The organism is Corallococcus sp. Z5C101001, from assembly GCF_007352635.1.
Lineage (GTDB): Bacteria > Myxococcota > Myxococcia > Myxococcales > Myxococcaceae > Corallococcus > Corallococcus silvisoli.
The window spans coordinates 90579-102167 of record NZ_VKLU01000018.1 but is presented as its reverse complement, the minus strand read 5'-3'; the positions used below and the strand labels follow the sequence as shown (position 1 = coordinate 102167).

General features: G+C 71.5%; 8 protein-coding genes. 6 read left to right on the top strand and 2 right to left on the bottom strand.

What is annotated here, in order from left to right; translation table 11 throughout:
- Nucleotides 1-5: 5 nt before the first annotated feature.
- Complete coding sequence (locus FOF48_RS32645; protein WP_143908242.1) at nt 6-1094, bottom strand: polyprenyl synthetase family protein; 1089 nt, start codon at nt 1092-1094, stop codon at nt 6-8.
- Between the two features lie 126 nt (nt 1095-1220).
- Here FOF48_RS32645 and FOF48_RS32640 point away from each other — a divergent pair, with 126 nt between their 5' ends.
- The 6 genes from FOF48_RS32640 to FOF48_RS32615 all read left to right on the top strand — a co-directional run bounded on the left by FOF48_RS32640 (nt 1221) and on the right by FOF48_RS32615 (nt 6710).
- Nucleotides 1221-1790 carry a peroxiredoxin gene (locus tag FOF48_RS32640; protein WP_255442926.1) on the top strand — a complete coding sequence of 190 codons (570 nt, stop codon included), beginning with the start codon at nt 1221-1223 and terminating at the stop codon, nt 1788-1790.
- Nucleotides 1787-2704 (top strand): TIGR01777 family oxidoreductase, encoded by a 918-nt coding sequence (locus tag FOF48_RS32635; protein ID WP_143908238.1) that lies wholly within the window; start codon nt 1787-1789, stop codon nt 2702-2704. The genes FOF48_RS32640 and FOF48_RS32635 overlap by 4 nt, the downstream gene beginning before the upstream one ends.
- A gap of 97 nt (nt 2705-2801) precedes the next feature.
- Nucleotides 2802-3854 carry an alpha/beta hydrolase-fold protein gene (locus FOF48_RS32630; protein WP_143908236.1) on the top strand — a complete coding sequence of 351 codons (1053 nt, stop codon included), beginning with the start codon at nt 2802-2804 and terminating at the stop codon, nt 3852-3854.
- A gap of 257 nt (nt 3855-4111) precedes the next feature.
- Nucleotides 4112-4714, top strand: a complete 603-nt coding sequence (locus tag FOF48_RS32625; RefSeq protein WP_186002163.1) for a hypothetical protein — start codon at nt 4112-4114, stop codon at nt 4712-4714.
- A 90-nt stretch (nt 4715-4804) separates the two neighbouring features.
- Complete coding sequence (locus FOF48_RS32620; RefSeq protein ID WP_143908232.1) at nt 4805-6046, top strand: metallophosphoesterase; 1242 nt, start codon at nt 4805-4807, stop codon at nt 6044-6046.
- A 19-nt stretch (nt 6047-6065) separates the two neighbouring features.
- Nucleotides 6066-6710: a TetR/AcrR family transcriptional regulator gene (locus tag FOF48_RS32615; protein ID WP_143908230.1), complete on the top strand. Its 645-nt coding sequence runs from the start codon at nt 6066-6068 to the stop codon at nt 6708-6710.
- 130 nt (nt 6711-6840) lie between these two features.
- Here the strand turns inward: FOF48_RS32615 and FOF48_RS32610 are convergent, their stop codons facing one another.
- Nucleotides 6841-11472, bottom strand: coding sequence for a thrombospondin type 3 repeat-containing protein (locus FOF48_RS32610; protein WP_143908228.1), 4632 nt, complete (start codon nt 11470-11472; stop codon nt 6841-6843).
- Nucleotides 11473-11589: the final 117 nt, after the last annotated feature.

The following is an 11589-nucleotide window of genomic DNA, read 5'->3' as shown; positions in this document are numbered from 1 at the left end:
TGTCCTCAGGAAGCACGACGCGCGAGCCGGGCGATGAGGGCGTCCAGCAGGTCCCGCATGCCGTGGGGGTTGGGCAACGCCTGCAGGCTCCGCCGCGCCGAACGCGACGCCCGCTCCACCGCGCGCTCACACGCGGCGCGGCCTCCGAAGTCCTCCACCAGCTCCCGGGCCCGCGCGAGGGCCGCGCCGTCCCTGCACGCCTCGGGCAGCGCCCACAGCCGCTCCAGCTCCTCGCGGCCCGCGGGCGTCGCGCGCACGTACGCGGCCACCACCGGGAAGGTGCGCTTGGCCTGCATGAAGTCGCCGTCGGAGGCCTTGCCCGAAAGCGACGCGTCGCCGAACAGGCCGATGAGGTCGTCGCGGAGCTGGTAGGCCAGCCCCAGCGCGCGCCCCACCCGCTCCAGGCCCTGCTGGAGCCGCGCGTCCGCGCCGCCCAGCATCGCGCCGCACACCAGCGGAGCGCAGAAGCCATAGCGCGCCGTCTTGAGGTGGGCCACGCGCAGCGTCTGGAAGAGCGTCACCTCCGCGAGCGGCGCGCGCGCCAGCTCCAGGTCCAAGTACTGCCCCGCCGCCGTGTGACGGCACACCCCCAGGTAGTACCGCGCCACGCGCGACGCGCCCGGCAGCCCCGACTCCAGCATCGCCTCCAGCGAGCGCGCGAAGAGGTGGTCCCCCATGACGACGGCCAGGTCCTCGCCCGTCCGGCCCGGGGCCAGCATCCGGTGCAGCACCGGCCCGCCCCGGCGAAGCTCCGCCTGGTCCGCCACGTCGTCATGGATGAGCAGGAACGTGTGCAACAGCTCCAGCCCCGCGGCGAAGCGCCACAGCCCCGGCGGCACCGCGGTGCTCCCGCGCGCCAGCCCATGCCCCGCCAGTACCAGCGCCGGCCGCAGCCGCTTGGCCGGCCTCAGCGCATAGGCGCGCGCATGCTCCGCCGCCCGCGTCCAGCGCGCGTCCAACGCCCGCTCGTCCTCCAACTCCAACAACTGGGCGAGCGAGCGCTCCACCCGCGCCTGCACGAGGTGCAGCCAGGCCTGCTCTGGGGGCGCCACGTCCGCGAGAGGCTGCTGCACGTTGGAAAGCAGGGTCGCCATTCAGCGGATCTCCGGAGTCGGGAGCACGGCAGCAGCCTTTCCTCGTAGAGGTAGCGTTTGCGTCCAGAGATTGTCAAGGCTATGTCTAATGTTTGTCAGAACCTTGGACAACATAGGAGGCTCCCGGTGAAGGCATGGCTCACAGGCGCGCTGACGGTGACCCTGGCGGCGGGGAGCGCGGTCGGCGCGTCCTCCCCCGGTCCAGAGGCGTTGGACGCGACGTTAAGCACCTCCAAGGGAGAGCGCGTCCAGCTGTCACGCTGGCGTGGGAAACCGGTCATCCTCTTCTACGAGGACAAGGACTCCACGACACTCAACGCGCCTCTGAAGGCGGAGCTCTTCACACGGGGACGCGAGCGGGGTCTGCTCCAGAGCGCGTTCGTGGTCGCGGTCGCCAACCTGGAGAAGTACGACTTCTTCCCCGCGAGGGAGATTGCCCTGTCATACGTGCGCGACGAGGAGAAGAAGGCAGGGGTGCCCATCCTGGTGGACCTGCGTGGCACCCTGGGGCAGGCGCCGTGGAAGCTGCCCACCAAGACGTCCACGGTGATGCTGCTGGACTCCGAAGGGACGCCTGTCTTCCGCTCCTCTGGCCGCATGAAGCCGGAGGACCAGGAGCGCTTCTTCGTCGTCCTGGGGGAGCTGGTGGGGCAGGACCTGTCCGCGGAGCGTGAGGAGGAGGAGGTTCGACGGTGAGGGTGACCTGCACGGGTGCCACGGGCTTCCTCGGTCCGGGATTTGTCCAGGGTTTGTTGGACGCCGGCCACACCGTGCACGTGCTCAGCCGAAACGTTGAACACGCCCTGGGGCGGCTGCCCGCCGGGGTGACGGGCTCCTACTTCGATGGGAGCACCCCGCTGTCGCCGGACGCGCTCGCGGGGGCGCAGGGGGTCATGCACCTGGCCGGCGAGCCGGTGGACCAGCGCTGGACGCACGAGGCCAAGCAGCGCATCCACCAGAGCCGGGTGGAGGGCACGCGGGTGTTGGTGGAGGCGATGCGGCAGGCGGGGAGCGTGCGGCACTTCGTCTGCGCGTCGGCGGTGGGCTACTACGGCGGCGCCCGGGCGGCGCTGACGCTGACGGAGGAGGACACGCCCGGCGACGACTTCCTCGCCCAGGTGTGCCAGGGCTGGGAGGCCGAAGCCCAGCGCGCGGAGGCGGCGGGCATGCGCACGGTGCGCCTGCGCATCGGCGTGGTGCTGCACCCGGCGGGGGGCGTGCTGCACCGGATGCTGCCGGTGTTCCGCATGGGCGCGGGCGCGAAGGTGGGCAACGGCCACCAGTACGTCAGCTGGGTGCACCGCGACGACCTGTTCCAGCTGATGCGCTTCACGCTGGAGCACGCCACGCTGTCGGGCGCGGTGAACGCCACGTCGCCGGAGCCGGTGACGAACGCGACCTTCGCGCACACGCTGGGCGCGGTGCTCGAGCGGCCCGCGGTGCTGCAGGTGCCGGGGCTCGTCCTCAAGGCGCGCTTCGGAGAGATGGCGCGCGTGGCGCTGGAGGGCCAGCGGGTGATGCCGCGTCGCGCGCTGGAGGCGGGCTTCCAGTTCCGCCACCCCGAGCTGACCGAAGCGCTGCGCGACCTGCTGCGCCACGCCTCCCCCTGAGCGCCCCGCCCGCGATGTCGTCGGCTGGACGCGCCTCCACGACGAGCACCGTCCGGGTGCCCGGCACCGAGCGCGGTGCATAGAGTGACCGCCACGCATGGATGACATCCGGACGCTGGAAGCCCGCGCGCGCCGCGAGGGCACACCGCTCATCGACGGAGACACCGCCACCTTCGTGTGGAAGGGCTCCCGGCCCGTCTTCCTCCAAGGGGACTTCCAGGACTGGCGCGGCACGCCCCTGCCGCTGGAGCGCGTGGGCCGGGGCCTGTGGGTGCGCTCCCTGGCGCTGCCCGAGGACGCCTATGTCGAGTATGCGCTCCTGGATGCGAAGGGCCGCCGCCTGCGCGACCCCTTCAACGAGCGCCACTCCGACAACGGCTTCGGCGACGTCAACGCCTGCTTCTGGATGCCGAAGGGAGAGGCCACCGCGCTGGGCCAGCGCGTGCGCGGCGTGCCCCGGGGCCGAGTGACGCGGCACCAGGTGGAGACGCATCAGTGGGCCGTGGGCCGCAAGCGCGCGGTGGCCCTCTACGCGCCACCCGTGCCCGGGCCCGTGCCCCTGCTGGTGGTGCTGGACGGCGACGACTACCTGCGGCGCGTCCAGTTGCCCACGCTGGTGGACAACCTGATCGCCCAGGGACGCATGCGCCCGGTGGCCATGGCCTTCGTGTCCAACGGCGGCCCGGCACGCGCCGTCGAGTACACGTGCAGCGAGGCCACCGTGGGCTTCCTGGAGCAGCACGTGCTGTCGCTGGCGCGCGAGCGGCTGTCCCTGCTGGACACCCGGCGCACCCCCGGCGTGCACGCGGTGCTGGGCGCCTCCCTGGGCGGGCTGATGGCCCTCTACACCGCTCAGCGCCTGCCCCACGTCTTCGGCCACGTGCTGTCCCAGTCCGGCGCCTTCTCCATCGACGGCAATGACATGGTCGTCTTCGACCTGGCCCGGCGCACCGGTCAGCCGCCCCTCCATGTCTGGATGGACTGCGGCCGCTTCGAGGCCCTGGTGGACGGCAACCAGCGCCTGCCGCCCCTCCTCCAGGCCACCGGCCACCGCGTCACGTACGAGGCCTACAGCGGGGGCCATAATTACCCGGCCTGGCAGTCCCACCTCTCCCGCGGCCTGGAAGAAATCTTCCCACCCGCCGGGTGACGCGGCGCGGCGAAACCCGTCGCTTCCGTCCGCGACGGAAGTCCCATGAAAACAAGGGGTTGGCCGTTGAGGAAAGCAACCAAAGCGAAATGATCCGGGATTGGGAGGGGCCTCCGAGGCGGCAAGCGGGCAGCCGGGCGGGGGTTGTGGACGGGCAGGCCACGCAACCCGAGGGAAGGCCGGCGCGATAACGGATGTAGGTGCGCACACCTGGCGCGAGCACCGCGCCGGGCCTTCCCCCGCCCTGGAGTCCCGTCATGTCCCGCGTCGATGGTGGCAACCGCCCGTCCGTTCCCGCGAAGCGCTCGGAGTTCGAGCGCTCCGAGCGGAGCGACGCCACGCGCGACGGCAAGCCGGCTGCCTCCCAGGGCCGCCAGCCCGCCAACGCCACGGTGCGCTCGTTCCAGGGTCGCAGCGACTTCGAGCCCGCGCGGCCCGCCTCCTCGCGCCCCACGCCGACACAGACGCCGGCGGTGAAGGCGCAGCCCTCCGCGGCGGACGCGGAGTCCATCGCCCAGGCCGACATGGAGCTGGGCCTGCTGGAGGAGTTCCCGGACGCGGACGCGCAGAGCGGCATCGCGTCCGCCATGCTGCACGCGCACTCGGACGCGCCCGCGTCGCAGAACCGCATCGTGGAGCGGCTGAAGCAGGACGGCCGCCTGGAGACGCTCTTCGGCGAGGTGTTCCGCGAGGACAACCCCTACGTGGAGCAGCCGCACAAGGCCGCCATCGTGCGAGCGCTCGACACGGCGCTCACGCGCGGCACGGTGACGGGCGACGACCTGCGCGCCTTCTCCCGTGGCACCTACGCCCAGGAGTGGCAGCAGATTGGCGCCGCGCTGGGTGACGCCCGGAAATAACCGGGTCCCCCTCGCCCGCCCGCCACAGCTTCACGCTTCTTCACGCGCGCGCGGGTTGCGCCGGGACGCGTGCGCGCCAGGATGGGCCCCATGGTGGAAAGCCCGTTGCGCATCATCCTGTTCATCCTCCTGGTCAGCGTCGCGGCGGTCGCCGTCCACATCTACCTCTACCGGCGGCTCTTCCGTGACACGTCCACGCACCCCGCGTGGCGGCGGGGGGGCCGGGTGCTGCTGGCGGCGCTGTGCCTGCCGCTGCTGCTGTCCTGGGTGGTGACGCGCGTGGCGCCCTCCGCGTTCATCGTCGCGGTGTTCGCGTGGACGTGGATGGGCGTGGCCGTGTACCTGCTGCTCGCGCTGGCGGCGGTGGGCGGCGCGCGCTGGCTCGTCGCGCGCACCCGGGGCCAGCGCGGCGTCCCCGCCTCCCTCGCGACCGCCCCTTCGGCGACGCCGTCCCTGGCCGACCTGTCCGTCACCGTGCCGCCCCCCGCCGCGCCTCCCGTGGATGAGGAGCGACGGCGGTTCCTCGCGCGGGCCACCGCGGGCGGCGCGGTGCTCGCGGCTGGCGGGCTGACGGGCTACGGCATGTGGAGCGCCTTCCATCCGCCGGTGGTCAACGAGATCGCGGTGCGGCTGCCCGGCCTGCCCAAGGCGCTGGATGGCTTCACCCTCGTCCACCTGAGCGACATCCACGTGGGCCCCATCATCCAGCGCCGCTTCATGGACGAGCTGGTGTCGCGCTGCAACGCGCTCAAGCCAGACCTCGTCGCCATCACCGGCGACCTGGTGGACGGCACGGTGAGCGACCTGCGCCACTCCGTCGCGGCGCTCCAGAACCTCCAGGCGCGCGCGGGCACGCACTTCATCACCGGCAATCACGAGTACTACTGGAACGCGAGCGCCTGGTCGGACGCGCTCACCGGCCTGGGCATCAGCGTGCTGCGCAACCGCCGCGTGTCCATTGGTGACGCGGGCGGCGCGTTCGACCTGGTGGGCGTGGACGACTGGTCCATGCGCCACGGCCCCCAGGGCTACAACCTGGACGCCGCGCTCGCCGGACGCGCGCCGGACCGCGCCGCGGTGCTGCTCGCGCACCAGCCCTCCAACTGGGATGTCGCGGCCAAGGCGGGCATGGGGTTGCAGCTGTCCGGACACACCCACGGCGGGCAGTTCTTCCCCTTCACGCTCGCCGTCTCCGCCATCTGGAAGCACGCCGCCGGCCTCTTCCAGGAGGGCGACCGCCACCTCTACGTCAGCCGCGGCACGGGCTTCTGGGGCCCGCCTCTGCGCGTCGCCGCACCGTCCGAAATCGTTAAGGTGACGCTTCTGGCGTGAGGTGTAGATTTACCCGGAAATGGGCAAGGAACCAGCGAAGCGCGAAATCAAGCAGGAGCGGGCCGCTCGGACCCGAGTCGAGATCCTGGAGGCGGCCATCACGCTGTTCGCCCGGCGGGGCTACCTGTCGACGACGATGTCGGACCTGGCGAAGGCCATCCGGATGACGCCTGGCGCGCTGTACTGGCACTTTCCCACCAAGGAGGACCTGCTGCTGGCGGCCATCGACGAGTTGCACCAGCGCTACCTGGCGGAGTTCGCGCCGCTGCTCGCCGAGCGCCGCCACCTGTCCGGCCGGGAGCAGCTGGTGTTCGTCGTCTCGCGCACGTCGCAGTTCCTGCGCTACCACCGCGAGTACGGCATCTTCTTCGGGATGCTGTCCGCGGAGTCCGCGGACTCCAACGACCGGGTGGCGGAGACGCTGCGAGAGAAGATCGCCGTCTACGTGCAGGTGCTGGCGGGGATGATCCGCTACGGCCAGAAGCGGCAGGAGTTCCGCGCGGAGGTGGATCCGCTGCACATGGCCCACACGATGATGGGCGGCTACCTGGGCATCCTGCTGCACCACAACCTGTTCCGCGCCATCGTGAACTACGACCCGCTGATGGCGTCGTTGGATCAAATCCTCTCCGGCGGCTTGCACGTGCGAGGACCGCTGGGCTAGCGACCGGCGCGGCACCCGCCCAAAGAAGACGCCCGGCCCCCCTGAAGCGGTGGGACCGGGCGTTTTTCATTTCAGCGGTGGAACACCCCCGCTCCCCCGGGAGGGGAAGCGGGGTGCGCCGCGCTTCGCGCTACGGCATCTCCAGGGGGCTCTGCGAGTTCTGCGGCTGGCGCTCGGTGCGCGGCAGGAAGTCCGCCGCGTTGTTGTCCGAGTCCTGGCCGTTGCCCGCGAACTCATCCGCGCCGCCCGGGAGCATGCTCGCGACGGTGGAGGAGGCCCGCGCCTTGCGCTCCACGCTGCCGCCCTTGCCAGGGGGCGCCGGAGCCGCGGCCCCTTCCACCACGGTGCGGCCCGTGCCGTACCCCACCGTGTCGACCACGCCGGTCATGACCACGGGGTCCAGCGTCACGTCCGCCGTGCCCAGGCGGACGTTGCCCGTGGAGCCGGAGATGTCCGTGCCGCCCCAGGTGTAGTCCGCGGGCACCGTCGTCGTGGAGTAGCTGCTGCCCGCGACCAGGTAGTAGCCGTGCGCCTTGATGGTCGCGTTCGGCAGCGTGGCCAGCACCGAGAAGTTCACCGTGGAGCTGGTGGTGCTCGCGGTGCGGTAGAGCAGCTTCCAGCCCGTGATGTCGACGTCGCCCTCGGTCGGGTTGTACAGCTCGATGAAGTCGTCCGCGTTCACCGTCAGACCCTGGCCGGCGATCTCACTGATGACCACGTGACCCTGCGGCAAGGCGACCGTGACGGTCGCCTGCTTCGTCACGCCCGCGTAGGTCGCGGTGAGCTGCCCGCTGCCCGTCGCCTGCGAGGCGGTGAAGGTCACCGTGGCGGTCGTCTGACCCTCCGGCACCGTCACCGTCGAGGCCGACAGCGAACCCTGCGCCGCGGGAGCGAACGCCACCGACACGGCCGCGCCGCCCACCGAGGCCTTGCGGTCCAGCGTCACGGTGAACACCTGCTCCTTGCCCGTCGTCACCGTCACCGTGCCCGGCGTGACGCTGGCGAGCTTCGCGGGCGGCGGCAGCACGGTCAGCGACGCCGTGCGGGTGATGCCGTTGAGCGAGGCGGACACCGTGCCCGTCCCCTCTCCATCCGCCGCGGCGGTGAACGTCACCGTCGCGGTCGTGGCACCCGCGGCCACCGTCACCGTCGTGGCCGACAGCGCGCCGAAGGGCGTGCTCGCCGCGTCCGGGGCCAGCGCCAGCAGCACCTGCACCGGGGCCGACGGAGCGGCGTCCAGCGTCACGGTGTACGCCTGCTGCGCGCCCGCGTTCACCGTCGCGGTGGACGGGGTGAGCCCCACCAGCCGGGGCACGTCCGTGGCGACGTTCACGGTGGCGCTCAGGCCGGCCACCGTCACCGTGCCAGAGCCGGTGCTGGCCTCATCCACGGTGAGGTCGAAGGTGGCCGTGAGCGCGTCCGTGACCACCGGCTGGAGCGTGAAGGCGCCAAAGCCCGACGGCGTCGCCACCGGGGCCAGCGTCGTGCCCGCCGGCACGGGCCGGTCGAACGTCACGGTGAAGCGCGCCGTGCCGCCCGGGGCCACGGCCACCGTCTGGGGCGTGAGGCCCGTGGGGGACGCCGCCTCGTTCGTGCCCAGCACGCGCAGCGTGGTCCTCTGGGAGGACGTGCCCAGCGTCGCGGTGAGCTCCACCGCGGACGCCTGCGCCAGCGCGCTCAGCGTCACGGCCGCGCTCGTCTGGCCAGCGGGAATCACCACCTGCCCGTTCGCCGCGACCAGCGCCGTCGGGGCGCTGGACGTGATGTTCACGGTGACATCCACCGGGTAGGCGGAAGCCATCGTCACCGTGGCGGGCTGCGGGAGGGCCTGGGTGCCGCCCACGCGCACGAAGCCGCCGGACGTGAACGCCGTCAGCGCCGGCACGGGCGGCAGCGGAACGACCATGTCCGCCGCGCTCCGGGGCACCAGCTTGTGGGCGCTGAAGTTGAACGTCAGCACGCCGCGCAGCGCGGTGTACTCGGTGCCCAGCACCTGCGTGGGGTAGCTGTAGGCCTGGTCATCCACCATCAGGCCCGAGGACGCCGGGTTGCCGGACTTGTTCTCGTCGACGATGAACTCGCGGTTGCTGTTCTCCAGCCGCGTGTTGAAGACGTCGCGCACCTCCACCAGCGCGCCCTCCAGGGCCTTCGCCTTGGGGCCGCCGGTGCGGATGGCCTCCGTGCGCACCACCACCGGGGCGGGCGGCGCGTTGCCACCGCTGTGCTTCGTCACCGTGCCGTCCGTGACCTCCAGCAGGCCGAAGTAGTCCTTCAGCGTGCCTTCGACGCGGATGTTGTCACCCACCGACACCGCGGACTTGAGCGAGTAGATGAAGAGGCCGGAGTTCTCCGCCCCCTTGCCCGCCGGGTAGTTGGCCACCTGCACCCAGTAGCCACGGTCCGCCTTCGCGTCCACGGCGGTCACCACCACGTCGTCCACGGCCACCTTGGTGCCGATGAGCGACGTGTTGCCGAAGGACGGCGTCGCCTTCACGTCGTAGACGGTGGTGTTGCACACGCCACCGGCGGGGCTGGCCGCGGGGCACGCGTCGCACGCGTCACCCACGCCGTCGCCGTCCGTGTCCTTCTGGTCCGGGTTGGCCACCAGCGGGCAGTTGTCCAGGGGGGTGAGCACGCCGTCGTAGTCGAAGTCGGTCGGGTCCGCGACCGAGCACGCGTTCGCGTCCGTCGGGCAGCCGTCGCACACGTCGCCCTTGCCGTCGCCGTCGGTGTCCTTCTGGTCCGCGTTGGCCACGAACGGGCAGTTGTCGCGCCACGTGGGCACGCCGTCGTGGTCGTCGTCATCGCCGCGGAAGGCCACGCACGAGGTGGTCCCCGCCTCCAGGGGGCACGGGTCGCACGCGTCGCCCACGCCGTCGCCGTCCGTGTCCAGCTGCCGCCCGTTGTCCATGGGACGCACGGGGTTGAAGATGGTGGGGCAGTTGTCGACGGAGTCCGGGATGCCGTCCGCGTCCGCGTCCTGCGCGCTCGCCACGCCCGAATAGACGGTGGAGCCGTTGACGGCGGCGGCCGGGAAGCTCGTGTTCACCGCGTTGCGCGCGGGCTCGCACGTGGGCTCGTTCGTGGGCGTACCGCACGCGAACAGCGGGTAGAGGCCCTGGGTGTCCGTGGAGCCCTGGAACTCCGCCAGCGTCTTGCCGATCTCCGACTTCACGCACGCGGCCTTCTGGGTGCCGCACACCGCCAGCGCGTCACAGACGTCCGTGCCCTTGAGGCCGTCCACCAGCGCCTGGTCACCGTAGAGCGGCTTGCCGCCGCGCATCGTCAGCACCACGTCCTGCGGCTCCGCGGCGATGACCGCGCGGAACGGCGAGGCGGCGTGGGTCCCCAGCCGGTAGATGGCCAGGTCCGCCACCTTGTTCGGCGCGATGCGGCCCACGCGCGCGTAGAAGTCCACCGCGTCCGCCGCGTTGGACGTCACCATGCGCCACAGGTCCTCGTCGGTGAAGGTGTTGGCGTAGCGCGTGGCGTTGAGGTGGTCCGCGCAGCGCAGCTCGCGCAGGAGGTTCATGGAGCCGGAGCGGATCCAGTCCGTGCCCAGGGCGATGTTCACGCCCACCCGCTTGAACGCCGTCACCATGGCCGTGTCGCCGTACAGCGAGATGTTGGAGCGCGGCGACCAGATGAGCCCGGTGCCGTGGGCCGCCATCTCCGAGATCTCCCGGGCGGTGAGGCCCACGCCGTGGATGATGGCCGAGCGCGGGAACAGCACGTTGCCGGAGCCCGTGGACAGGCAGCGGAACTCGTTGAGCGCCGTGGTCGCGATGCCCTCCGCGATGTGCGGCAGGTACGCGGACACGCGCGACGTGAGCGTCACCGACGACGGGAAGCCGCTGTAGGAGCACCCCTCCGTCAACAGGGTGCCGCTGCTGTCACCCAGCGGGAAGGTGTCCGAGTCCGCGTACCCCCCAGCCAGCCCCTCCTGCTGCGCGACGGTGGACACGTCCAGGTTGCGCAGGAAGCCCAGCTGACCGCCCGCGCCCGCGATGGACGTGGTGCCCGACATCACCTGGCGCAGCTCCGACCAGCGGATCGCATCCGCCTTGGTATTGGAGCCGTTGCTCAGGCGCGTGTGGCTGTTGGCGCCCGTGCGCCACTCGTGGCGGTGCTCGTAGCGCTCCGTGCTGGTGCTCGCCAGCGGAGAGCCCGGGTAGGTGATGTGGTCGTGCGGGTTGATGAGGCCCGGGGAGATGACGCCCGTGGGGCACAGCACCGCGGTCGCCTCCGCGGCGCCGGCCGCCTGCGAACAGTCGCACGCGGCGCAGGTGATGACGCCCTGGGCGTTCACCAGCACCTGGCCGCCCGTCAGCGTCTCACCGTCCTTGAGCACCACGCCGGTGAAGAGCTTGCCCGCCGTACCCACCTTGGTGACGGCGCAGGTGGCGCCGTCCGCGAGCGGCGCGGGAGGCGTGGACCAACACTGGGTATTCTGCGTGGGCGTGACGGTACAGTCCGCCTCGCACCCGTCGCCGCTCACCGTGTTGCCGTCGTCACAGGCCTCGTTGGCGTCCTTGACGCCGTCGCCGCACTTCCCACCCGGCGTCGTGGGCGTGATGGTGCAGTTCGACTCGCAGCCGTCGCCGTTGATGGTGTTGCCATCGTCACATTGCTCGCTGCCCTCCTTCTTCCCGTCCCCGCAGACCACCTTGTTGGGAACTTCGGGTTCGCTGGAACCACAGGCATTGGCCAAGAGAAGGACCGCGCCTAGGGCGGCCAGCAATAAACGGGGTGAGCTGCGCATGAAGCCTCCTGCCCGAAGGCAGAGCCGTGAAGGAAGAGTCGGAGCGACGTGAAAGCCCACCGTGCCTCGCATGCGGGATGGCACAGGGGTGCAACATTTCAGCGATACCTGACCCGT

Coding starts and splice junctions, on each gene's coding strand:
- FOF48_RS32645 (WP_143908242.1), bottom strand. CDS start 1,094: ATGGCGACCCTGCTTTCCAACGTGCAGCAGCCTCTCGCGGACGTGGCG.
- FOF48_RS32630 (WP_143908236.1), top strand. CDS start 2,802: ATGGATGACATCCGGACGCTGGAAGCCCGCGCGCGCCGCGAGGGCACA.
- FOF48_RS32625 (WP_186002163.1), top strand. CDS start 4,112: ATGTCCCGCGTCGATGGTGGCAACCGCCCGTCCGTTCCCGCGAAGCGC.
- FOF48_RS32620 (WP_143908232.1), top strand. CDS start 4,805: ATGGTGGAAAGCCCGTTGCGCATCATCCTGTTCATCCTCCTGGTCAGC.
- FOF48_RS32615 (WP_143908230.1), top strand. CDS start 6,066: ATGGGCAAGGAACCAGCGAAGCGCGAAATCAAGCAGGAGCGGGCCGCT.
- FOF48_RS32610 (WP_143908228.1), bottom strand. CDS start 11,472: ATGCGCAGCTCACCCCGTTTATTGCTGGCCGCCCTAGGCGCGGTCCTT.